Genomic DNA, 25,074 nt, shown 5'->3' on the forward strand with positions numbered 1-25,074 from the left:
TCAAAATTCAAAATTCAAAATTAAGAATTCTATTTGACTTTTGCCCCATGCCCAATGCCCCATGCCCAATGCCCCATGCCCAATGCCCCATGCCCAATTACTATTGACTATTGACCAAGGAGAGCTATCAATGAAGAAAACTTTGTTCCTCAGTCCTCCTTCCTTTGATGGATTTGACGGTGGTGCAGGTTCTAGATATCAAGCCAAGCGGGAAATTACTTCTTTTTGGTATCCTACATGGCTAGCCCAACCTGCGGCGCTGGTACCAGGGAGTAAGCTGGTGGATGCGCCGCCACATGGTCAAACTGTGGAAGATGTGCTGAAAATTGCTAGGGATTACGAATTGGTAATTATGCACACCAGTACACCATCATTGGCTAATGATGTGAAATGTGCAGAAGCCATCAAAGCCCAAAATCCAGACGTAAAGATAGGCTTTGTCGGTGCCCATGTGGCAGTATTACCAGAGGAAACACTGCGGGATCACCCAGTCATTGACTTTGTTTGTCGTAACGAATTTGACTACACCTGTAAGGAATTAGCCGAAGGCGTAGCTTGGGAAGATATTAAAGGTTTGAGCTATCGTGACCAGTTTTCTAACGTGCGTCACAATGAAGAGCGTCCCTTAATTCACGATTGGGATGCTATGCCCAGCGTGTTGCCTACCTATGCCCGCGATTTAGATATTAATAAATACTTCATCGGCTACCTGCTGCATCCCTACATTTCTTTTTATACTGGACGCGGTTGTCCGGCGAAATGTACCTTTTGCCTGTGGCCGCAAACAATAGGCGGACATTTATATCGCCATAAAAGCCCGGAAGTTGTCGGGCGGGAGATGGCAGAAGCCAAAGCTATCTTTGGTGACAAGGTGCGGGAGTATATGTTTGATGATGATACCTTTACCATCGACAAACATCGCGCGATCGCAATTAGCGAACACATGAAGCGTCTCAAACTCACTTGGAGTTGTAACGCCCGTGCCAACCTAGACTATGACACCCTTAAAACCCTGCGCGATAATGGCTTACGCTTGCTACTTGTCGGTTTTGAATCTGGTAACCAAGATATTCTCAACCGGATTAAAAAAGGCATCAAGCTAGAAGTGGCGCGGGAATTTATGAAAAACTGCCACAAACTCGGCATCACCGTTCACGGTACTTTTATTATTGGTCTACCAATTGAAACTCAAGAAACCGTAGAAGAGACAATTCGCTTCGCCTGCGAACTCAGTCCCCATACAATTCAAGTTTCCATTGCTGCACCATACCCCGGCACAGAACTTTACGAACAAGCCAAAGCCAACGGCTGGTTTACCAACCAATCCCTAGTAGCAAACTCTGGTATTCAAACCTCAACCCTGCAATATCCCACCCTTTCCAGCGAGGAAATTGAAGATGCAGTTGAGCGCATGTACCGAAAATTCTACTTCCGTCCCAAAGCCATCATCCCCATTGTCAAAGAAATGCTCACAGACAGACAAATGATGGTACGTCGCCTGCGCGAAGGCGGAGAGTTCTTCACCTACCTCAAAGAACGCCGCAATCAGCAAACTGCCGCACACGCAGGAAACTAGGCAGAGGGGCAGGGGGCAGGGGGACAAACAATTCAAAATTCAAAATTCAAAATTCAAAATTAAGAATTCTATTTGACTTTTGCCCAATGCCCAATGCCCAATGCCCAAGGACAAATGACAAATGACCAATGACAAATGACCAATACCAAATCCCGCTTTGCCATTATTAATGCTGATGACTTTGGCTTTTCTGCTGGAGTCAATCAGGCAATTATCCAAGCTCACGAACAGGGTGTATTAACTAGTACCAGTTTAATGGTAACAGGAGATGCTGCCGCAGATGCGATCGCCTGGGCACGCGATCGCCCCAGTTTGGCAGTTGGTCTACATTTGGTATTGGTTTGCGGTCGTTCTGTCCTGCCTCCCTCCCAAATTCCCCATTTAGTAGACTCTCAAGGCAATTTTTCTCATAGTCCTCTGGTAGCTGGCTTACGCTATCAATTTCACCCAGCTGCCCGTGAGGAATTACGCCAAGAAATCCGCGCCCAGTTGGAAAAATTTCGCCAATCTGGGCTGCCCCTTTCTCATGTTGATGGGCATTTACATTTACATGTACATCCTGTAATATTACGGATATTAGTAGAATTAGCTCCCGAATTTAACATCCAAGTCATCCGTCTGCCATCGGAAGAATTGCAAATGAGCCTCAAACTTGACCGGAGTGCTTTATTAACTAAATTAGTTTGGTCAGGAGTATTTGGGAGACTGCGCAGTTATGGCGAAAGCTTACTCACCGCTCATGGTATAAAGTTTGCACAGCGAGTATACGGCTTGCTGCAAACTGGTAATATGAATGAAGAGTACTTACTTGGTCTCCTACCCCAAATTCAAGCAGACTTAGTAGAAATTTATTCCCATCCCGCCTTAGTTAAACCTGGAGAACCGCTTAATGGATTACCTGGCGCAGGTGAAGTAGAACTTGCTGCTTTATTAAGCGAACAAGTCCGTCAGGTTTTAAGTGTAAATGGATTTGAACTAACTAATTATCACCAGCTTGAATAGTCAACAGTCAACATTCAACAGTCAACCGTCAACAGTCAACAGTCAACCGTCAATGCGTATTTTTTCAAATCCTCTAAATTACATACTTCCAAAGCTCTTGCATGGGTAGCTTCTAATACAACTGGGGGAGCAAAACCAGCTTCTAGAGCTTCTTGCCAACGAGCTGCACATAAACACCAGCGATCGCCTTCTCTCAATCCAGGAAAATTATACTCAGGGACAGGTGTACTTAAATCATTTCCGCGCGATTTGGTAAATTGCAGGAATTCTGCTGTCATTTGCGCACATACAACATGCATACCAAAATCTTGACCACCAGTATTGCAGAATCCATCACGATAATAACCAGTCATCGGAGCAGTACAGCAACTCTCCAAAGTAGTACCAAGTACGTTTTTAGCTTCTGCCATAAACACCTTACCTTCAGTTCACCCGTATTGTTGTACAGCTAATAACTAGATAACTAGAGTGAACTTTATCATTTTTCTCGAAGTTTCAGAGTAGTTTACACATTACACTTCTAACAAAATTGCTAATTTTCACATTCTTCTATGCAACTTTGTGACAGCAGTCCCTACAATATGATAAATTCTGCAATAAGATGTCTAGTGTTAGTGCAAGCTTTTCTGACTATTACTCAATAACGCTAAAATATTTCTCTAAAAATTATCTTAAAAGTAGAAGCAGCGAACAGATTTCTTAACTATAAATCTAAGTTTTTTATTTGGAAAAATTGTCCGCTAAAAAATTACTAATGTCATACCTATGAATTCCGTAATTCCACCGTAGCAGAAAGCTATAATCCCCGTGTAATCTGGAGCGCAACGTCTTTTTATAATCTCAGTAGTTGTGAAATCTATTCTTCAGACCTATTTAGAACAAGAAATCTGGATATTAATAAGAGATAAGTGGTATTTCGCCACAGTAATCGGAGTTTGGGATGATTTGTTATGGTTCAAACACAGAACTTATAACAAAGAAACAGAAGAAGATACTCTCTGGGAAATGATTGTCAAAATCAGTGAAGTAATTGCCATTGATAAAGTCAAGTCTGTTGTCAGTAGAAAACCAGACGTATTTATTTCGCGGCTACAAGAAAGTGAGACAAGTACAGGTCATCACCCAGAGCAAGAAAATTAACTAACTTCATCAAAATATTGGCTGTTTTTATCAGTCAATATTTTTATTTTCCTAGAGCAAGACTAATAAAAATCCGCCTCAAAATACAGCCAATTTTGAGTCAATTAAAGCTATGAATACAATTTATTGCGCCCCTAAACTTAAGTAGTTAGGTATCAATACACCAAACTATATTACGAAACCTAATACCAATTCAAAATTCAAAATTAAGAATCAAGACAGGACAAGCGTTTGGGTCTTTATTTATGTCGCATTCTTTTTTCAAATTGGTATAAATATACTTATACCCCTGACAAATGACTATTGACTATTGACTATTGACCAATAGCAAGTAATATTTATTACTTTACAATTCCTTTACTATATAAATTTTCGACAGCACCGCCGAAATTGTTTAGAATTTCTGGGGGTGCTTGGTAAGTTTTCACACTTACTACCCTATTTTGTAATATCCTGTTCGTTGACAAATTGGTTGAATAAAAATTAAGACTTTGACAATCAGGAGGATTGAAATGGGATTAAGCGACGAACTATTGAATTCCGATAAAAAAGACAAGATTGTAGTTGACTGTTGCACGATGCTGGAAAAGCAGATTGAATCTAAGTCAGGCCTCAGTGGTATGGCTTTAAAAACAGCCTTCGCTGCATTAAAGGGAGTAAAACCAGGATATATCCCTTACGTCGTCGAGCAGCTCCTACCACAATGCTTTACAGCCATCGATCCAATCTGGAACGAAGGTGTACAGAAAGGCGATCCAGTAGAATATATGACTACAAGTAGCGATCGCACTGCTGATGCACTACTAAGCGTCACCGATGAACGAGTCAAAAAAACCAAGCGTCAAATTGTTCGCGGAACATACGAAAGATTTCGGGGTTCAGCTAAACAGCATGTAGAAGAAGCAGTACCAGAATTAGCTAAGGTCATCAGTAAATACACTAATTAATAAACAAACAGGCAACCTCTAGGCAACAGTTTTTCTAACTCTGTTGCCTATTGCTTACCCATAGCATTAATCTTAATTTGCTACTAAACAAGCACGTGCTACTACTGATAAAAAATTAAAAAAATAATGCGACAAATGGTAGGGGCATGGCATTGCCATGCCCTCTAGAATATATTTACGTGCCGCCAACATTATTTAAATTTGTATAAGAGAATAGCGCTGAGGACGTTAATCTGCAACCTCATAGAGATTTAGCCTCAATGACAAAATCTACATAGACTACATATATCTGCAATTCATCGCCTGTAATTAGGACTTTATACTAACTTTCTATGAAGATGCAAATTAGCCTGCCTTTGCAGGCTTTGTGTGTTTAGCCCCACCCTTCTAGGGTGAGGGCGTTAATGTGCAGCCTCACTTCAATCCTGAGATAAATCAGCTATTCACAAAAAAATCCCACAACTAATACCGCTTCACTTTAAAAATGATACACATAGGCAAGCAGAGGGGCAGAGGAAGCAGAGGGGCAGAGGAAGCAGAGGGGCAGAGGAAGTGATTTGTATCAGTAATTTCGTGAATTGGTATAAGCATAAAAATCTATCTTTCCCATGCCCCATGACGCCAGTTGCTACAACGGGGGGAACCCCCGCAACGCACTGGCTCCCCCATGCCCCATGCCCATTTTTAATAAAATTTTCAGTAGCAAATGTAACGATAGAGCTACAACACCTATATCAACCTCGATTCTAGTAGTTAAACTAGTAACCAAAGGATAACAATCAAGGAATACTATGATGAGTGACCGTGACTATACTTTAATTATCGATAAAAGCGGCAGCATGTCTACCCCTGACCAAGCAGGAGGGAGAAGTAGATGGGACATAGCTCAAGAATCCACACTAGCCTTAGCCAGGAAATGTGAGCAGTTTGACCCAGATGGGATTACAGTCTACGTATTTTCCGGTAGATTTAAACGCTACGATGATGTCACATCCGCCAAAGTTGCGCAAATTTTCCAAGAAAACGATCCAGCAGGAACAACCAATTTAGCAGGTGTACTTCAAGACGCACTCAATAATTACTTTAAGCGGAAAGCATCAGGTCAAACTAAACCCAATGGCGAGACAATCTTAGTGATCACCGATGGCGAACCAGACGATCGCAAAGCCGTCTTTGAAGTCATTATTAGTGCTACCCGCCAAATGGATCGAGATGAAGAATTAGCAATTTCCATTGTTCAGGTTGGTTTAGATCCCCAGGCTACTAAGTTTCTTAAAGCCTTAGATGACCAATTACAAAGTGTAGGTGCTAAATTTGACATCTGTGATACCGTGACTTTAGACGACTTAGAAGAAATGAGTCTTGCAGATGTGTTAATGAGTGCAATTACAGACTAAGTTTAACTAACCAAGTCTGTAAGCTTTATCTATAGCTGTAGCCAGATAGATTAGGACATCCAGCTAAGATAAAACCCTGACCATAAAAGGCTTTTAAGTCTGTCAACAGTCAACACTCAACAGTCAACAGTCAACACTCAACAGTCAACACTCAACAGTCAACAGCTATAACTAATTATCAACAAATTTTGGGGGACATCAGCCATGCTCGAAAACCGTGACTACACCTTAATTATTGACCAGAGTGCCAGCATGGCTACTACAGATCAAAAAAATGGTAAAAGTCGCTGGACAGCACTACAAGAATCAACATACGCTTTAGCTGTTAGATGCGAAGAATTTGACCTTGATGGTCTCACCATTTATATATTTTCTAAAGAATTTAAGCGTTACGATTATGTTACCGCCGCCAAAATTAAGCAAATTTTTACAGAAAATATTCCTGGGGATAGCACCAACTTAGTAGGGGTGCTACAAGACGCCATTAATAGCTACTTTAAACGCAAAGCCGATGGCAAAACCAAGCCAGCAGGAGAAGTAATTTTAGTTGTGACTGACGGTACACCAGGCGATCGCCAAGCCGTCTATGAAATAATTATCAATGCAACTCAGCGCTTGGACAATCCCCAAGAGTTAAGAATTGCTGTCATTCAAGTAGGTGCTGATACCAAAGCTACCAAATTTCTCCATGCCATAGATGATGAATTGCAAAGCGTTGGCGCTAAATTTGATATTTGTGACACCATCACTTTAGACCAATTAGAAGAAATGACTCTCACCGACGTATTAAAAGCGATCGCTGGTTAATCCATCGGTGCAAATGTTTTAAATAATACTTGGAGACATTAGAAATGCTAGATAATCGTGACTATACCTTAATTATCGACAAAAGCGGCAGCATGGCTACCCCAGATCAAAAAGGCGGTAGAAACAGATGGGTAACCGCGCAAGAATCAACCTTTGCTTTAGCGAGTAAATGCGAACAATTAGATCCCGATGGTATCACTATTTACGTATTTTCCGGCAAATTCAAACGCTATGAAAACGTCACCTCCGCTAAAGTAGCGCAAATCTTTCAAGAAAACGATCCCTCAGGAACCACAGATTTAGCAGGAGTCCTCAAACACGCCACAGATGATTACTTTAAACGCAAAGCAGCTAAACAAACTAAGCCTAATGGTGAGACAATTTTAGTAGTTACCGATGGCGAACCAGACGATCGCAAAGCCGTGATGAAAGTCATTATCGAAGCTTCCCGACAAATGGATCGCGATGAAGAACTAGCCATTTCCTTTATTCAAGTCGGTACAGATGCGCAAGCTACCCGCTTTCTCAAAGTCCTAGATGACGATCTCCAAGGCGCAGGAGCCAAGTTTGATATCTGCGACACCATTACAATGGAAGATATGGAGGATATGAGTCTATCAGAAGTGCTACTGAATGCGATTAAGGACTAATTGTCATTTGTCATTGGTCATTTGTCATTTGTCATTAGTCCTCCTTGTCTCCCTTGTCTTCCTTGTCTTCCTTGTCCCCCTTTTCCCCCTTCCCTGATTCCTGCAATGGATAATATTGATAAGCTATTAGCTGAACTCCAAACTGAATACAAAGAAGGGAAAACTCCTCCACCCCAACCACAACCTCAGTCAAAACCTCAGCTAAACATTACCCAACCATTTATTCCCGTATCACCAAAAGCAGCTTCTCTCATCGATAATCTTTTGGAGGAAGTGAAGGCTGATTTTGTCGAACGAGACAAAGCCGAAGATTTGAGACGACAGGAAGAATTAGAACAAGAAAGAATTCGCCAAGAACAACTTAAAGTAAAACAACGAGAAGCATTAAAAACTCAGGCGAAAGAATGGTTAGCTAAATTAGATCCATTTTCGCCTGAAGGACTTTGGTTTGAAAGATTTGCCGAAGGATATCCTTCCAAATTAGAAGCTGCTATTGAATATTTACAAAACAACTATTAACCCATTGTTTACTTGATTAATAATAAAACCCTCTGATAATTGTACAGACGTGATTCATCGCGTCTCTGACAATTGTACAGACGCGATTCATCGCGTCTCTAATTTAAATTGCTCCACAATAAGCAGGAGAATTTTTAGCCGATTCAGGAATAATATTCGGAGAATTAGCTAATAATTCAGCTTCACCGCGACTATTAATTATCAAACCTTGAGCCTCAATAATTGCAGATGGTTCATTATTTTTCGGCGCTGCTTGAGAAGCAGTTGTGACTCTTGTTTCCACACCCTTTGGCTGTAATCCTACTTGAGAAGACAAATCACGGACATCATTCCAAATTGTTTGACCCATAATAATATCAGTAGGATTTTGTGGTAATCCACCTCGTCCAGTCACAACAAAATTATTAGCGCGATCGCCTCGACAACTAGCAGCAATCTGTTGACTAGGATCTATAATATTTGTGGGTAATTCAGTATTAGCAAGATTCTTACTCGTTTCTAGGTTATTAATTGTCACAACCCCATCAACTCCGAATTTTGAACTCGCATCAATCTGACTATCTGGAGAGATAAAAATACCTTGAGTTTGGATTTGAATATTACCACCAGGGCCAAAAACAGCATTAGCTCGAATATCGCTGTTATTGTGAGCCACAACAAAATTGGCATTAATGTTTATATTACCACCGCCACCAGTACTATCTAAAACGCTAGTACTAATTAAACTCTGGTTATTGAGGAAGAGTAAATCAGTAGTCAAATTGAGATTACCGCCACCTGTTTGCGTGGATGTAGCTACTATATTACCGCGATCGCTTTGGATTTGCTGCGCATTGATAATGATATTACCAGCTTGACCTAATCCCAAACTATTAGTAGAAATACGAGCTTGATTTATTACCTTTAATAAATTACTTGTCACTTGAATATTACCGCCATTACCTTGCGATCCAGCTTTAGCTTCGCTGAAAGCGCCTGTAAATAAAGTATTAATATAACCATCAAACAAAACAGAATTAGCAGCAATTTTAATTAATCCCGCATTGCCTGTACTTACTGTACTGGTATTCAAAGAAGCCCCAGTAGTAAATGTGAGAGAATCAGCATTGATATTAATGCTACCGCCATCACCACTACCTTTAGTATCAGCAGATATTTGGCTACCATTGCGAGCGGTTAATGATGTTTGCACATTCAAAAAGATATTACCACCACCACCAGAAACTGTAGAGGCGCTGATGCTGGCTAGATTTTCTGAGGAAGTATTATCAAGTAAAATCGCTCCCGCATCAATCTGAATATTACCTGCTTTTCCTTGTCCTGGTGGTATATTCGTGTTGCGGCTATGGAAATTACTAGCACTGATAATACCTCCATTTTGAATAGTTAAATTATCAGTAATAATATTTAAGTTTCCCCCATCACCATTGCCTTGGATTGCACTAGCAAATAAACCACTGCGTCCTACAGCATTCACACCAATAACTTCTATATCGTTCGCTGTTACTATTAAATTACCCGCCTTGCCAGAGCCAGCAGTACTTGTAGCAATTTGACCGCCATCTATCAGCCGCAAGGTATCGGTATCTATTGTCAAATTCCCTCCCTTACCCGTGGCATTAGAGAGAACTGTGGTAAATAATAAACTCTGACCGCTAGTAGAACCACCAATGAGTTCTATATTATTTGCCTGAATATTTAAATCTCCAGCATTTCCAGAGCTAAAAGTACCCGTACCAATTTGCGCACCATTAATTAAACGTAAACTTTGAGTATCAATGCTTAAACTACCACCATTACCCGTCGCACCTGATTCCACATTCGCAAGTAGCCCGCTAGGGAAACCTCCGGGTGAAGTACCGCTCAGTTCTATTTGATTGGCTTGCAAATTGACAATTCCCGCATTTCCTGAACCAAAAGTTAATGCTGCTATCTGTGCGCCATCAGCAATGCGCAAATTTTCGGTTTCAATCAACAATTTGCCACCATTACCTGCGGCTTTAGATTCTACATTTGCATATAAGCCACTGGAACCAACACCAGCTGCACCCCGCAGTAGCTCTATATCTTTTGCCTTGACTGTTAAAATTCCTCCATCTTTGGCATTAAAGGTACTAACTGCTATCCTGGCACCATTAGCAACCTGTAAATTTTCCGTATTAATAATGATATTCCCGCCTCTACCTTGGGCAATAGATTCGGCATTGGCAAAAATGCCACTAGAAACGCTGCCTCGTGAAGCACCGGTTAATTGTACATTTGTGGCGTTTAATTCTATGCTGCCAGCATTGCCCATACCAAAAGTATTAACAAATACCTGTGCGCCGTTAGTAACTAACAAATTATCTGTTTGAATTACTAACTTACCGCCATTACCTGTGGCTCCAGGCGCTACCGGTGTAAATAAACCGCTAGAACCAGAAACACTTGAACCGCCACTCAATTCAATTTGCTGGGCGTTAACTGTGAGACTCCCGGCGTTACCAGCACCAAAGGTACCACTGGAAATTTGAGCGCCACTAGCAACAAGCAGGCTTTTTGTATCAATTAATAAATTACCACCATTACCCGTTGCGCCAGGTGCAACATCGCTAGATAAATAAGTTACAAAGGGAAGACCCAATACAGAAGTACCACTGACTGCTACCGCTTCTGTTGCCTTAATTATCAGACTTCCTGGTAAACCATTACCTACAGTCTCTGCCAACATAGCAGAACCATCTTTTACTTGAATGTTACGCCCCTGTACTTGGATATTACCGCCATTACCACTAACTTCTAAAGAAGCTGCTTGAGATAGGTTAATATCGCGAAAACTATTGACATTTTCATAACTCAATTGCCAACCTGAGGTAATGGGGTTAAGGGTGACAAAACTGTCTGTACCTACACTTCCTAACTCAATTCGTCCGCTATTGGCGGTGAGATTACCTCCTGTAACTTCAATATTCCCACCTACCAAAGCCAAAGTTTTCTGTGGCTGTACCATAACCCCGGTAGGACGAGAGTCTTTAATGATGGAAAAGTTATTTTTATTGAAACTGAGATTGTTTCCCGTGCCGTTGACCTTGATAATAGCTGTATTATTTGACCCGTATTGCAACCCTAAAGGAAGGCTTACTGTTAATAAAGGTGTTGTTTGTGGATTGCTAGCATTGAATTCGCTACCATCAGTAAATCGGATACTATTGGCTGTAGAACCAATAAAAGAACCACCAATATCGAGGGCAGCATTAGCACCAAAAACAATCCCATTGGGATTGATGAGAAATAAATTAGCTGCGCCTTGGGCACGAATTAAACCATCAATTTCGGAGATAGAACTACCAGTAACACGGCTGATGATGTTTTGAATATCTGTAGGATTATTAAAAGCGGCTATTTGGTCTTTTAGCAGAGAAAAATCTTGAAAACTATGGAATAAGTTATTACCAGATCTAGTACCACCATCAATTGTAAAAGTCCCAGAATTAGGAGTAACAGTTGTATTATTTGGCAGCGTATTATCGGGAATAATTTGTGCTGAAGCGCTTAGTTTTGTATTTGCCAGCGACCAAAAAATAAGCGGTAAGCCCAGCAATATTTTTATGCCTAAAATTTTGCTCTTTCTTTTCGTCACTGACATAGTTTTTGCCATTCTCTTGCTAGAAGCTACTATCTTAGCTACGGAGTCACTGAAATGTCTTCCCCTATTGGCAACTCTGATGGTAACAAACTCAATTGCTACCTTTTTTCAATAAGTTAACTGAAATAAAAACCCCGATTTCATGAAGAAACTGGGGTGTTACACAAGTATGTTCAAATTATGTCTAACCAGGCATTTACTCTCTCTTTGTTTGACCACCATTACCAGTAGCACTAGCACTACTGGTAGTATGAATTCGAGTGATTACTACTAATTCAACTTCCTGATGAGTTAAGTCCATCAAATCTTCATATTTGTTGGGCAAAACCTGGGAATATTATAGTTCTATAGAACTTTCTACATGACAATTATTAGGAATACTACCACCGACCCAAGTATCACCTCCATAACTATCCCAACCACTACCGCCAGATCCACTACCTCCACTACCTCCGCCACCCCAAGCGCCGACAACTAATTCAGCTTCTTTGTCAGTTAATTCGCTCAATTCTAGTAGCTCCAGAATTTGACTATTTTGTGGAGACTTTTTGTGATAATTTTCTGAAATTTTAACATTCATATATTCTTGTTTAACCTCTAACAAGTATTTTGTCTGCATTTGTTATCTTTGCAAATCAATAAAAAATTATTGTATGTATCTCAAGTTGATTGGGCATAAATTATGGAATAAATTCGCATTATCTATACCCCCAAAACTTGATATTTTCCTTGGCAAGATTAGTTTAGAGAACTCAGAAACTACCACCGCCACTACCACCGCCACCGCCACCCCAGGCAGTGGGATCTATAGAATTACCACCTCCACCTGTTACTGTTTCTGCTTCAGAATTAGTAATTTCATTCACTAGTAATAGCTGGCTATTATCTCTAGATTGCTGATGATTTTTTTGGAGTTTTATTGGTGAATTTTGTCGGCATGTTTTGTTTTTTAAAGACTAAAAACTTAATAGCTATTTTTCACAACATTTTCTATTGTGGCAAGAGTTACTGAGATTATTTGTAGTAATTTTAATATTGCTAGTCATTTTGATAAAAATATATGATTTAACCGTACAATCACTTATTTTGCTAATTATCGATAAGCATTATATTTTATAATGATCAAAATAGATTGATATTTATTAACAGTATTTTTTCGTAAGTATTAATATGAGCATGAGTTATCTATGACCAACTGTATTAATTTAAAGTAGGAAATCTAATAAATATTAAGAGGCATAATCAATTAATCTTCAGAGGATGTAGGCGATATATTCTACATTTTCCATGAATCAGGCTTTGATTTAAGGCGATGCTATTACCGAATCGATGAGAGAGTGATTATTCTGGAGTCAAAGGCAACACAGGAGCGATCGCACTGTTGGGGACACAACATGGTAAACTAAGGCTTATGTTTCCAAGTTTCTTACCTACAGCCGTTGGGCAACTCCAAGAACCAGCTGCGATCGCACTAGCTCAGAGTATCCAATCTCATGCGATCGCTACTCCTCTAGCTAATCAACCAATCAATACTACCTATGTTCATCAAGGTAGCGGTGGTGTACCCATTCTCTTAATTCACGGCTTTGATAGTTCTGTTTTAGAATTTCGCCGATTACTACCGCTATTAGCCGCCAAAAATGAAACTTGGGCGGTGGATTTATTAGGCTTTGGTTTTACAGAAAGATTGGCTGATATTGAATATAGCCCTACTGCCATTAAAACCCATCTTTATTATTTTTGGAAAACTCTAATTAATCAGCCTGTAATTTTGCTTGGCGCATCAATGGGGGGTGCGGCGGCGATTGATTTTACTCTAACTTATCCAGAAGTGGTGCAAAAACTCGTGTTAATGGATAGTGCAGGGTTACAGGGAGGTTCGCCACTGAGTAAATTCATGTTTCCCCCTTTGGATTATTATGCTACAGAGTTTTTACGCAGTCCAAAAGTTCGCGATCGCATTTCTCGCGCTGCTTATAAAGCCACACATTTAGCATCAAATGATAGTGTCGCTTGTGCCGCATTACATCTACAAATGCCAAGTTGGAGCAAAGCTTTAATTACTTTTACTAAAAGCGGTGGTTATCGAGCTTTTAAAAGGCAAAAATTAGCGGAAATTAACCAACCTACATTAATTTTATGGGGTGACTCCGATAAAATTTTAGGTACTAAAGGCGCAAAGAAATTTCAAAGTGCCATACCCAATAGTAAGCTTTCATGGATTAAAGATTGCGGTCATATTCCCCACTTAGAACAGCCAGAACTCACTGCTGAATATATTTTAGAATTTTGCAGCCATCAATAATCAATTATTTAATCAGTTGAGAATGCCAAATTCAAAAACTTAAATGTAGTGCCCTGGCAAGCTGACAATATTGTAATATAACTTTCTTGTGGGGTGGACATCTTGTCCGCCCAGGACGGGCGAGACGCCCATCCCACAAGAGTTTTACTAATACAGTATTTTAGCCTTAAACCGCCAGTATAGTGCGCTGTATTGTGCTACAACGCACTATTCTAATACAAATTAGCTCACCTAACAAAAACGTAATTACGAATTACGAATTACGAATTAATCAAGCAACCACATTTGAGAAGAATTATCTTCTGGTTCGGCTGGTTGTGTAATGGCTAGATGTTCAGAAGTCCGGTAAGATTTTCTGTAATAGTCTTGACTATGGGTTTGTTTGACTGGTTTATAACTTTCCTTTGGTTGTTTTAAGGCATTAAGTTCTTCTGTAAGCTGAAAATTAGAGGCGCTAAGAGTTTCCTTTTCTTGCTTTAAAGTATTAATTTCTTCTATGAGCTTAGAGTTAGACTCAGCTAGATGTAACGCGGCTTTTTTCGCTTCATCAAGCTCTTTAGTGAGGCGTTTTGCTGCTGTTTTTTGTTCTGATACAGATGATTGTAAATCTGCAACTTGTTTTTGCAGGGTAGCTTCCTGCTGCTGAGATTTTTCTAGAGATTCTTTTAACTCTTGAATAGTTGTTTCTAAATCTACCTTGGTAGGAGTTGTGCGCCTAGCTGCTGTTCCTGTTTCTGGTGTTGCCGTAGGTGCTTCTTCGGCTGTAACATTTTCTTCTGTCACAGCTTGTGCAGTCACTTCAATCACTGATTCACCTTCAGGTGGTGTAAATTTTTGTGCTTCTTCTTGTAATAAATCGGAGACAGAGACACGTTTCTTAACCATTATTCCCTCCAATCGAGCTGTAATTCATTAGCCACACGGCGATAATCAGATTCTGCTTCCCGTGCGTTGTTTCCCCGCCATTGAGTAATTGGTACACCCTCAAGTGCTGCTCTTTCGTGAGCTTTATAAGTACGGATTAAGTTTTTACATACAGGAATTCCTAATCCCATGAGAGTTTTTTGCGCCTCAATGGCTTCCCCCAAACTCCGCGTATCAACTTTGGTTAGCAACACCTTATGGGGAACTCCCACAGGGATGACGGCTTTTCTAACAGTCTCAATCAAGACAGCGAGATCCATTGCTGCTGGGGGTGTAGGTAAAACCAGATAATCTGCGATAGCTACTACCGTCGCCAATGCTTCAGAGCGCAGCGCCGGAGGCGTATCCACTACTACTAAATCGTAACCTGTTAGCTTTGTTAAATTACTTAAAAGTTTTGGATTAGTTTCTTGAGCTAGATCAAACCCCATCCCATCCTGATTGCGCCCAAACCACCAACTAGCAGATCCTTGAATATCTGCGTCAACCAGAATCACGTTTTGTTTACGGGCAAAGTTGGCAGCTAGATTGACTGCGGTTGTCGTTTTACCGACACCTCCCTTGCCGTTGAGTATAACGATAATTTTTGGCACTTCACATTCCCGACGCTGCTGTCATACCAGAATATAATGCTTTGTGCCTCAAAGACTCACTTTGCTCACACTTACTTACAATCGCCTGGGATATGAGAAAGGGAAACCAGGGGAAGAATAGCGATCGCTCCTCACCAATCAACAGACTTACACCGAAAAAATCTCATTTGTCAGAATTTTACTTATCTATCCAACCGAAGATTATACCAATTTTAAATAGTGTTTGCGGCACATCAGTACATTAATAATATTCTAGAGGCCATGACATTGCCATGCCTCTACCATCTGTCGCATTCTTTGTTCAAATAGGTATTAGATAGACTTGGGGCGATCGCAAGGAAACTTTTTCAATTTCAATCCAGCAAAACCCAATAAACTCATTAATCCAAAAGTTACAGCAGGTTCAGGAACAGAAGTTACATCTGGCTCAACTGAACTTATATCGGTGGGTATACTATCCCAGAGCATACCTTGTTGAAAAAATCCTTCCTGGGCTAGATAATTTGCTAAATCTTGTGTTTGGTTTAAGCTAGTAGTTGTGGTAGTACCGCCCCAACGACTTTGATTAAACATATTGTTAATGTCAGCATTACGATTGATACTGATTGCTGACTGTGCTTTACTGATAGCTTGATTTAGCATATCACTATGGGATAAAGTCACATTTCTTGTTTGCCAACCAATCACATCGAAAACGGTTTTATCTCGCACATCAATATCACGATACGTACCCATACGCAAAGCAGGTGTCATCACGCCAATAGTGGTATCGTAATTCTTCCAATGGCTACCCTGAAAGCCATCACCTTTTAAGTTATTTTTGTCGGTTCCAGTAGATAAATATCCGATACTACTTGTGCCACCATCAAGAGAGAAGTATGTATCGTAACCATTACTAAGGTCAGATACTTTGCTATTAGCACTGTAACTAGAATAGCGGAACAAATCAAAGGGTGTAAAGATTTTTTTGCGGTTATTCATATCCCAGTAGTTATTAGCATTCACACCGTCTAAGCTACTCACAAACCCGAGAATATGACCGATTTCGTGGATCGCAACACTAGTCATATCAAATTGTTGATTACCTACAGTGTTAATGACTTCACTAGTTGTCCAAGCATAGTTAGTGTTGTCTAACTTATTCAACATAATTACGCCATCTAAAGCATTGTTGTTATTACTCATTAAACCTAATGCTTTGGCATTGGCTGTAGTTAAACTGAGCGTGCTATTAGAAATTGAACTAATATTTGTCGATAATGGATCTCTGACAACTGCATTCCAAGAGGTACCAGCAGCTAAGTTACTCACAGCAGTATTATCGAAGGTTGAAGTCTTGTCATTATTCAGTGCATTCCGCAAGCCACTATAGCTGACATTATTCATAAAAGCTGGAAGAGCGCCACCTAGTACCCCACTAGGTAGTTGCGCAGAATTAGCAAAATCTATATGAATATTGATAGCAACATCATCAGCTAAGTTTTGAGACCAGTAAATTCCTGCGAATTCAAAAGCCTTCTTTTGTTCTTGTGTCACATCATCATTATATGTGAAATTAAATGTGACTGCTTGTGCAGGTAAAGTCAGAGAAATTAAGGCATTTGCAGCAATTACCAGAGACATCATCTGAGATAAATGTGTATTTGCTGTCATATTTTTGAGATTATTTTTCACGGAAATGTTTGATTTTTGGCTAAATTACTATGATGAGAAATAATATAGCTTCTACATTTATGGTTTATATTTTCTTTGAATAAGATAGTGATAAAATCTTAGTCTTTTTATTGTTAAAATAGCTTCAAATATCACCATAAATAAATGAAATTACTTATAAACAAATAGTTATGCATAATATAGTATTTATATGAAAATACGGAGTTATGTTGAAAAAATAAACTAAGTCAATGGAATTATGACAGCAAAGCCTCTTTAAAACACTAAGATTGAGAATAGACTGCAAATTCACTGCAAAAATAAATTAGCAGCTAAAATTGACTGTCAATTTACTAGGACTTACGCACCGAACACAAAAACCCTCACAAGGGTGGTCAAAAGTCAAAAATCAATGGTCAAAATTCAGGTTTTTGGACTATGGACTATTGACCATTGACAAAAAGCATGAAAAATATCTGACACTGCGTAAGTCCTATTTACTAAAAACTTGTCACAATAAAATCCAACACTTATATTCTGCATTGATATGACAATCACTAACAGCTTACCTGATGGGCCTAGAGTCTTGCGCTTTCTGCGGCTGGTTAAATTTATTACTCAGCCAATAAAATATGTAGAAGACTTTGCTAAAGTTTATGGCGATCGCTTTACTATTTGGGGTAGGAAAGATGTGCATATTATCTACTTCAGCGATCCGGAAGCCTTGGAACAGATTTTTACTGCCGATCCCAAGTATTTTAAGTCTGGGGAAGGCAACGGGCCTTTAAGGTTTTTACTAGGTGAGAACTCATTAATTTTACTAGATGGCGATCGCCATCAGCGTCAACGTCAATTATTAACCCCGCCTTTTCATGGCGATCGAATGCGAGCTTATGGGCAAGATATTCGTACAATTACTGAGCAGGTAAGTAGCCAATGGCTGATTGATCAACCTTTCAATATCCGCAATTCAATGCAAGAAATCACCTTAAACGTGATTTTACGAGTAGTATTTGGCTTAGAAGAAGGAAAGCAATTTCAAGAACTTCAGCATTTACTCTCTTCTGTGTTAGATTTTCTCGGTTCTCCTTTATTATCTGGCGCTTTATTTTTCAGCTTCTTGCGCAAAGATTTAGGTGCTTGGAGTCCTTGGGGTAAAGTATTGCGTTTATTAGCGCAAATCGATGAATTTATTTATGCTCTCATTACTGAAAGACGCAATGATACTCAAGAAAATCGCCAAGATATCCTCAGTTTAATGATGGCGGCTCGTGACGCAGATGGGCAACCAATGTCTGATAGAGAATTACGTGATGAATTAATGACATTGTTAGTTACTGGACATGAAACTACAGCTTCTGTATTAACATGGGCTTTTTACTGGATTGACCGATTACCAGAAGTTCAAGAAAAGTTACTACGAGAACTAGATACTATTGATGTTAATGCAGATCCGAGTAGCATTGCTAAGTTACCCTATTTGACAGCCTTTTGTCAGGAAACGTTGCGGCTTTACCCTATTGTGATCAATGCTTCACCCAGAATTGTGAAATCCCCAATTGAAATTAAAGGTTATACAATTCCTGAAAAACATGTAATTATGCCTAGTATTTACTTAGCGCATCATCGCCCAGAAGTTTACCCCAATCCCAAACAATTCCAACCAGAACGCTTTTTAGAAAGACAATTTTCTCAATATGAATACTTACCTTTTGGTGGTGGTAATCGTCGCTGTATTGGGTTAGCATTTGCCCAATATGAAATGAAAATTGTCTTAGCCACAATTCTGTCAAAATTTCAACTTTCGCTGGTAAATAAACGCCCTATAGAACCTGTGCGGCGTGGTTTTACTATCGCTCCACCATCAGGAATGCGGATGATTGCCAAACCTCAAGTTAAGCTTGTAAGTAAGCCAGTAGCGGTTTAATTTGTAATTAAGAATTAGGGTGCGTTAATCACGCACCATCAAGAGACTTTACAAAAGCCCTAATTTTGGCGTTCTTCTTTACGCTGCCTCTTCTGGGTAAGATTTTCAGAGTAATAGTCAATTTTATGTGTCCTAGCAAAAGCGATTTTCTCGCAGTTAAAAGCAGCATATTTGCTGATACTTGACAGCAAAGCAACAGATATAGCAAGATTCAATTCAAGTCCCTTTCGTACCACGCTGTAAAGTGGATAGGAGGCTATGCATGATTGGCAATATTTCTTTAACTGCGAACGCACTTTTCTAAATCAAGATAATTACCGCATCTTTGAGCCAAGCTGGAAAACCAAAATTCTCCAATGGTTTAGGCGAGAGGATGTAGCTAAGGCGCAAAAAGAAGCATTTATTCAGGCTTTAATCGATTTTGATGATAATTGCAGCGATTTTTATCGTTACCGCGCTTACTTTATAGCGGCTGAGGCTTTAGCATACTTCCCAGAATGCAGTTTAGGGGATGTAATTGTTGCACAACTGCTGAAATGGAGTTATGGCTATTTTCGTCAGGATAAGCGAGATTGGCAAATAGTTCCAAAACCTTTAGTAAAAGCAGCTAGAACAACCCTGGAATTAACCGGTAGAAAACGAGTAATTGCCGCCTTTGTTGATTTGGTTCATACTACTGAAAGTCGCACAATTCTGCGCCGAGCAGCAGAGAAATTAGCACAATTCGATCCGGGTAATAAAAGTGCATTAGCAGCTTTGGCGCTACTACATTCGCTTCCGAATCAGGAGAAAATAGCTGTTAGTGGTGAAAGTGCCATCGCAGCTGTAATTCAAATTATGGAGACAACGCCAAATAAGTATAATTGCTGGGAGGCGATCGCAACTTTAGGAAAAATCGCTGTCGGTAATCAAACTGCGATTGCATCTCTCGTCAAATTCTTGCAAATCAACCAAGGCGATAGAATTTGTTTAGATGCAGCTAAGGTACTTTGGCAACTCGATCCCGGTAATGCTGCTGTAATCCAGGCTTTAATTTATCTTCTGGAAAATTCTGCAAGTGCATTTCTTAGAGAATGTGCGGCTGTGTATTTACTCGAAATTGAACCAGCTAATCAAGTAGGTATTGATGCTCTATGCGATTCAATTAAAAATATCGCCAAATTTTCAGAACATGTAGATTATGCCAGATATATTGCATGTGTATCAACTGAGAGATTGCTGGAGGTTCATACCAGTCTACATGAAGGAAATCAAGCGGTAATTGCAGCATTAATCGAATTGATTTATACTACGAAAAATGATTATCTATTATGCGATGTAGCCCGTACTTTAGGTAAAATTAATCCTGGTAATGAAATAGCCATCCCTACTTTATTGCAAATAATTGAAACTACTGAGGATGAGTCTATTTGTTGCCAATATGCTGCTTATTTAGGAGAATTAATCCCTGGTAATATCTTCGCAATTAACAAGTTATCTCAACTAATTTCGAGTACTCAAAGTGAGTGGGTGCGGATATCTGCTAACCAAAATCTCTTGAAAATTGACTTGACTAATCCAACTGCGATCGCTACTTTATCCCAAATACGAAAAAGCAATCTATGTCAATATGAATCAATCCTATTTGCTACAGTTCTTAATTTAGAACAACTTCATCTAGCAAACCAAATATTACCAGAGAAATTGAATGAAGTTATCTCTACTCTCATCCAATTTATTCAACCATTGACGCCAGATGATGACAATCAAAACTGCTTCAACAGTCAAACCACAAATCAGCAATCCTATGAAGATTATTTAATGGATATAGCTGATGTTTTGACAAAAATCCTCCGCACCGAAGATTTACCGCAAGTCATTACAGCCTTAAAAGGATACCTCAGCCAACCGTTTGCTAAGAACAGTTCTTATCGCTACGATGCTGTATTTCATATTATCTGGCATTGCGCCAATAATCTAAACTATCCAGATTTCTACACAGCTTGGCACAATTAATAAACCAAAAAATAAGCGCAGAGTTATTTATCTTCCTCTGCGATACTCTGCGCTTACCTTTGCGTTAAATTACAATCGCTTCCCTCATCCTTTGTTCCAACAATTCCAATAACCCATCAACATCCTTACCAACTTGCTCAAAACAAACAGGTGGTGCGGGTTCTGGCGCAAACTGAATTAACTTAATTTCCCCCTTACCAATCCCAATCATCACCACTTCTACTTCTGGTTTATGATTCTCAATAATTCCGATAATTTCTTGCAGTCGATTTTCAACTCGACTATTTAATTTTTCTATCTCATCTTGAGGACAATATACAAAATGCGGCGCAGGTTGTAAATCAATCCCGATAGTACCTTGACTATTACCATTTTCTAACCATAATCCCCAAAACAGCGCCGCCAATTCTGGTTGATTTGCTTTCACAAATCTATCCAATTCTTTACGCCATTTACTATCGCCTGATTCCGTTTGGTTACTACCAAAAAACATAAATAATTCGTTATTCGTAATTAATTAGCTTAGAGTCTGTTGACTGTTGACTATTGACTATTGACTTACCGCAACCCACTTTGTACACGCCAGAGACTAGCGTAAACGCTATCTTGCTGTAGCAATTGATCGTGGGTTCCAGATTCTACTAGTTTTCCATGTTCCATGACATAAATGCAATTAGCATCGCGGATAGTAGAAAGACGATGAGCGATCGCAATTGTGGTTCTATTAACTGTAATTCGTTCGAGCGATCGCTGAATAGCAGCTTCTGTTTCATTATCTACTGCCGAGGTCGCTTCATCTAAAATCAAAATTGGGGGATTTTTTAACACTGCACGCGCGATCGCAATTCTTTGTCTTTGTCCACCAGATAACTTTTGTCCTCTTTCCCCAACAATTGTCTCATAACCTTGAGGCAGGTGCATAATAAAGTCGTGAGCTTCTGCTACCTTCGCCGCCATAATAATTTCTTCTTCTGACGCTTCAAAGGTACCGTAAGCAATATTCTCGGCTACCGTGCCATGAAATAAAAATACATCTTGACTAACTAAACCAATACAACGGCGTAAATCTCGCAAGTTTAAATCTTGTAAGTCAATGCCATCTAAGGTAATATTGCCAGTTTTGATTTCATACAGCCGCAACAAAAGTTTAACTAAAGTACTTTTACCCGAACCTGTAGAACCGACAATGGCGATCGTTTGTCCGGCAGGAATCTGCAAAGATAGATGTTTAATCACTGGTAATCTATCTTTGTAAGCAAAAGTCACATTTTTAAATTCCACCTCACCGCGCACCGTCTCCACAGGTAAAGCCATATTCCCCGGATGAATGGCGATTGGTGTATCTAGTAAATCCATAACGCGATTAGTAGAAGCCATCGCCCGTTGATATTGGTCAAAGGTTTCCCCTAATCTAGTTAAAGGCCATAGCAAGCGCTGAATTAAAAACACCAACACGCTGTAAGTACCTACAGACATAGTACCCGCCGCCGCCGCCATCCCGCCGTACAATAGTAAAGCTGTAAACCCTACCAAAATCAGCATCCGAATTAAAGGTACAAACGCCGCAGATAGTTGAATAGCTTTGGCGTTACTTTGCCTGTAAGCATTACTGTCTTGTGCTACCCTAGAATTTTCATAATCTTCGGCGGTGAAACTTTTAATCGTCGTAATTCCGCTTAAATTATTCACCAATCGCCCATTCAGGTAACCCACCTTTTCCCGTATATTGGCGTAACGTGGTGCTAGCAACTTTTGAAACGCAAAGGAACCCCAGAGAATAAATGGCATCGGTGACATCGCCATCCAAGCTACACTAGGAGCCAAAACAAAAAAAGCACCACCGATAATTACAACTGTTGTGGCTACTTGGATAATGTCATTAGCTCCCACATCGAGAAACCGCTCTAATTGGTTGATATCATCACTGAGGATCGACATCAAACCACCAGTACTGCGTTCCTCAAAATAAGCTAATTCCAAATCTTGTAAATGTTTATATGCATCCAGACGTAGGTTATGCTGAATATTTTGTGCTAAATTGCGCCAAAGTCGAGCGTATGCGTATTCAAAAACCGATTCTAGTATCCAAATGATAACCGTCAGCAGGGAGATAATTAAAAATTGTCCAAAGACATCTTTTACTCCCCATTGAGCAATAATAGAATCCTGTTGCTTAACTACCACATCCACCGCTACCCCAATTAAAGCCGGTGGTGCTAAATCAAAAAACTTATTGAGGATAGAACAAGCAATAGCTAGCCAAATTTGTTTACGATACTGATGCCCATAGTCTAATAGACGCTGGAGGGGATGCACAGAATGTCTACGCCTTCTTGATACCTGATGAGATTTAGATGCTGTAGCCACAATTACTCTCAGTCGCGTGCAATTGATATTACCACGATTTATACAAGGTGATGAGGGAGATTAGGCAAGGGGGCAGGGGGCAGGGAGCAGGGGGGAAAGAATTCAAAATTCAAAATTCAAAATTCAAAATTAAGGAATTTCCCAATGCCCAATGCCCAATGCCCCATGCCCAATGCCCCATGCCCAATATCATAAGGAGATAACAATTTGAGAAATCAGCAATTTGCGAATTGGCAAACTACAATTTTAGGAGTGGTGTTAGCCATACTGGTGAGTATCAGTCTAAATTCCTTTATCATTATTAACCCAGGACAAGCAGGAGTGATTAGTATCTTGGGTAAAGCTAAAGATGGAGCCTTACTGGAGGGTATCCACCTAAAACCGCCGTTTATTTCGGCAATTGATGTATACGATTTAACAGTACAAAAATTTGAAGTCCCCGCCGAGAGTTCTACTAAGGATTTGCAAAATTTATCGGCACGATTTGCTATCAACTTTCGTCTAGATCCTATTCAGGTAGTAGATGTGAGAAGAAAACAAGGTACCCTAGAAAATATTGTCTCAAAAATTATTGCACCCCAAACCCAAGAAGCATTTAAAATTGCAGCTGCAAAAAGAACCGTAGAAGAGGCAATTACCAAGCGTAGCGAATTAAAGGAAGACTTTGACAACGCTTTAGGCGATCGCTTAGATAAATATGGGATAATCGTACTGGATACTAGTGTAGTTGACTTGACTTTTTCCCCAGAATTTGCCAGAGCAGTGGAAGAAAAACAAATCGCTGAACAAAGGGCACAACGAGCAGTGTACATAGCGCGAGAAGCAGAACAAGAAGCACAAGCAGAAATTAATCGCGCTAAAGGTAAAGCAGAGGCGCAAAGGCTGTTGGCAGAAACCCTTAAAGCCCAAGGTGGGCAATTAGTGCTACAAAAAGAAGCGATAGAAGCTTGGAAAGCTGGTGGTTCGCAAATGCCAAATGTTTTAGTTATGGGGAACGACGCCAAAAGCAGCGTACCTTTTATTTTTAACCTGGGTAATAATCAAAATCAGCCTTAAGTTTGTCAGTAGAGACACGATTGATCGCGTCTGTATTCACAAATAGCATAGAGCATGAAACTAAAACAAAAATGACAAGCCAAAAGCAGTACATCCTCTTAGGATAGTAAACAATCTCAACCGCAAATTCTCAATCGTCATCCAAAACTCCAACCAACTACATTCATGTCAACTCCTAATCATCCCAATCTCACAGTTGAAGACGCTAGAAAGGTTCTCAATAAATTTACTTGTCTCGATATTGCTCCCATCCTCAAGCCATCAGAAAAAGCTTCCGTGAGGCGAGCTTTAATTTTGATTGCCAAACTTTCCGATTATCAAATTTTAGGTATTTGTGCTGATACCGCCGAAGCAGGTAAACTAGCAATGAAAACCTATACCCACGCTTTAGGTTATGAAGTTCCCAGCAACTTACCCGACATTGAAGGGCCAGTTTATATTAAATTAAACGGCAAGAACGGTTTGTGTTATATCGATTCCTATTCCGGACATCATCGCGGAGTTTTAGTTTCTTGCCAATCTCACAATCCCGGAGGAATTAACGAAATGTATGGACATTTACCTCTGGATTTGTTTCTCTAAAATTTGCGC

The 25,074-nt window shown here is 39.9% G+C and carries 22 protein-coding genes; 13 read left to right on the forward strand and 9 right to left on the reverse strand.

Features of this window, described 5'->3' with window-relative positions:
• The first annotated feature begins 130 nt into the window (after positions 1-130).
• Together hpnJ and hpnK are read left to right on the forward strand one after the other, a co-directional pair.
• Positions 131-1,576, forward strand: a complete 1,446-nt coding sequence (gene hpnJ / locus H6G08_RS03885) for a hopanoid biosynthesis associated radical SAM protein HpnJ (RefSeq protein ID WP_190539061.1) — start codon at positions 131-133, stop codon at positions 1,574-1,576.
• 135 nt (positions 1,577-1,711) lie between these two features.
• Entirely contained in the window at positions 1,712-2,578 is an 867-nt protein-coding gene (gene hpnK / locus H6G08_RS03890; protein WP_190538971.1) for a hopanoid biosynthesis-associated protein HpnK, read from the forward strand.
• A gap of 35 nt (positions 2,579-2,613) precedes the next feature.
• Here the strand turns inward: hpnK and H6G08_RS03895 are convergent, their stop codons facing one another.
• A complete protein-coding gene (locus H6G08_RS03895) occupies positions 2,614-2,988 on the reverse strand; it encodes a DUF2237 family protein (protein WP_190538972.1) in 375 nt (124 codons plus the stop codon).
• A 439-nt stretch (positions 2,989-3,427) separates the two neighbouring features.
• Here H6G08_RS03895 and H6G08_RS03900 point away from each other — a divergent pair, with 439 nt between their 5' ends.
• From H6G08_RS03900 to H6G08_RS03925, 6 genes are all read left to right on the forward strand, one after another.
• Positions 3,428-3,718, forward strand: a complete 291-nt coding sequence (locus H6G08_RS03900) for a hypothetical protein (protein ID WP_096646748.1) — start codon at positions 3,428-3,430, stop codon at positions 3,716-3,718.
• 512 nt (positions 3,719-4,230) lie between these two features.
• Positions 4,231-4,665, forward strand: coding sequence for a DUF6918 family protein (locus H6G08_RS03905; RefSeq protein ID WP_190538973.1), 435 nt, complete (start codon positions 4,231-4,233; stop codon positions 4,663-4,665).
• A gap of 791 nt (positions 4,666-5,456) precedes the next feature.
• Positions 5,457-6,062, forward strand: coding sequence for a vWA domain-containing protein (locus H6G08_RS03910; RefSeq protein ID WP_190538974.1), 606 nt, complete (start codon positions 5,457-5,459; stop codon positions 6,060-6,062).
• Positions 6,063-6,266: 204 nt separating this feature from the next.
• Positions 6,267-6,869 carry a VWA domain-containing protein gene (locus tag H6G08_RS03915; RefSeq protein ID WP_190538975.1) on the forward strand — a complete coding sequence of 201 codons (603 nt, stop codon included), beginning with the start codon at positions 6,267-6,269 and terminating at the stop codon, positions 6,867-6,869.
• A 44-nt stretch (positions 6,870-6,913) separates the two neighbouring features.
• Entirely contained in the window at positions 6,914-7,519 is a 606-nt protein-coding gene (locus tag H6G08_RS03920) for a vWA domain-containing protein (RefSeq protein ID WP_096646009.1), read from the forward strand.
• Positions 7,520-7,624: 105 nt separating this feature from the next.
• Positions 7,625-8,038 carry a salt stress protein, Slr1339 family gene (locus H6G08_RS03925; protein ID WP_190538976.1) on the forward strand — a complete coding sequence of 138 codons (414 nt, stop codon included), beginning with the start codon at positions 7,625-7,627 and terminating at the stop codon, positions 8,036-8,038.
• A gap of 103 nt (positions 8,039-8,141) precedes the next feature.
• On the opposite strand, the gene H6G08_RS03930 is transcribed toward H6G08_RS03925, so the two are convergent.
• The 3 genes from H6G08_RS03930 to H6G08_RS03935 form a co-directional block, all read right to left on the reverse strand.
• Complete coding sequence (locus H6G08_RS03930; protein WP_190538977.1) at positions 8,142-11,663, reverse strand: two-partner secretion domain-containing protein; 3,522 nt, start codon at positions 11,661-11,663, stop codon at positions 8,142-8,144.
• 196 nt (positions 11,664-11,859) lie between these two features.
• Positions 11,860-11,988: a hypothetical protein gene (locus H6G08_RS38050; protein ID WP_277877796.1), complete on the reverse strand. Its 129-nt coding sequence runs from the start codon at positions 11,986-11,988 to the stop codon at positions 11,860-11,862.
• Between the two features lie 12 nt (positions 11,989-12,000).
• Positions 12,001-12,243, reverse strand: a complete 243-nt coding sequence (locus tag H6G08_RS03935) for a hypothetical protein (RefSeq protein ID WP_190538978.1) — start codon at positions 12,241-12,243, stop codon at positions 12,001-12,003.
• 831 nt (positions 12,244-13,074) lie between these two features.
• On the opposite strand from H6G08_RS03935, the gene H6G08_RS03940 reads away from it, so the two are divergent.
• A complete protein-coding gene (locus H6G08_RS03940) occupies positions 13,075-13,968 on the forward strand; it encodes an alpha/beta fold hydrolase (RefSeq protein WP_190538979.1) in 894 nt (297 codons plus the stop codon).
• 267 nt (positions 13,969-14,235) lie between these two features.
• Here H6G08_RS03940 and H6G08_RS03945 read toward each other — a convergent pair whose 3' ends face one another.
• The 3 genes from H6G08_RS03945 to H6G08_RS03955 form a co-directional block, all read right to left on the reverse strand.
• Entirely contained in the window at positions 14,236-14,853 is a 618-nt protein-coding gene (locus tag H6G08_RS03945) for a hypothetical protein (RefSeq protein ID WP_190538980.1), read from the reverse strand.
• Positions 14,853-15,485, reverse strand: a complete 633-nt coding sequence (locus H6G08_RS03950) for an AAA family ATPase (RefSeq protein ID WP_096646003.1) — start codon at positions 15,483-15,485, stop codon at positions 14,853-14,855. The genes H6G08_RS03945 and H6G08_RS03950 overlap by 1 nt, the downstream gene beginning before the upstream one ends.
• 312 nt (positions 15,486-15,797) lie before the next feature.
• Positions 15,798-17,138, reverse strand: a complete 1,341-nt coding sequence (locus H6G08_RS03955; RefSeq protein ID WP_190538981.1) for an NF038122 family metalloprotease — start codon at positions 17,136-17,138, stop codon at positions 15,798-15,800.
• A gap of 547 nt (positions 17,139-17,685) precedes the next feature.
• Here H6G08_RS03955 and H6G08_RS03960 point away from each other — a divergent pair.
• Together H6G08_RS03960 and H6G08_RS03965 are read left to right on the forward strand one after the other, a co-directional pair.
• Positions 17,686-19,065: a cytochrome P450 gene (locus H6G08_RS03960; protein WP_190538982.1), complete on the forward strand. Its 1,380-nt coding sequence runs from the start codon at positions 17,686-17,688 to the stop codon at positions 19,063-19,065.
• A 258-nt stretch (positions 19,066-19,323) separates the two neighbouring features.
• A complete protein-coding gene (locus tag H6G08_RS03965; protein WP_190538983.1) occupies positions 19,324-21,060 on the forward strand; it encodes a HEAT repeat domain-containing protein in 1,737 nt (578 codons plus the stop codon).
• A gap of 64 nt (positions 21,061-21,124) precedes the next feature.
• On the opposite strand, the gene ccmS is transcribed toward H6G08_RS03965, so the two are convergent.
• Both ccmS and H6G08_RS03975 read right to left on the reverse strand, forming a co-directional pair.
• The gene (gene ccmS / locus H6G08_RS03970) at positions 21,125-21,553 is read right to left on the reverse strand and encodes a beta-carboxysome assembly chaperone CcmS (RefSeq protein ID WP_190538984.1); all 429 of its coding nucleotides are present in this window, start codon (positions 21,551-21,553) and stop codon (positions 21,125-21,127) included.
• A gap of 65 nt (positions 21,554-21,618) precedes the next feature.
• The gene (locus tag H6G08_RS03975) at positions 21,619-23,427 is read right to left on the reverse strand and encodes an ABC transporter ATP-binding protein (protein ID WP_190538985.1); all 1,809 of its coding nucleotides are present in this window, start codon (positions 23,425-23,427) and stop codon (positions 21,619-21,621) included.
• A 207-nt stretch (positions 23,428-23,634) separates the two neighbouring features.
• On the opposite strand from H6G08_RS03975, the gene H6G08_RS03980 reads away from it, so the two are divergent.
• A complete protein-coding gene (locus tag H6G08_RS03980) occupies positions 23,635-24,483 on the forward strand; it encodes a prohibitin family protein (protein ID WP_190538986.1) in 849 nt (282 codons plus the stop codon).
• A 165-nt stretch (positions 24,484-24,648) separates the two neighbouring features.
• On the forward strand, positions 24,649-25,065 hold the full coding sequence (locus tag H6G08_RS03985) for a DUF1824 family protein (protein WP_190538987.1): 417 nt from the start codon (positions 24,649-24,651) through the stop codon (positions 25,063-25,065).
• The last annotated feature ends 9 nt before the right edge of the window (positions 25,066-25,074 follow it).

Origin of the sequence: Calothrix anomala FACHB-343, from assembly GCF_014696435.1 — a bacterium.
In the GTDB taxonomy this organism is placed as follows: domain Bacteria; phylum Cyanobacteriota; class Cyanobacteriia; order Cyanobacteriales; family Nostocaceae; genus Aulosira; species Aulosira anomala_A.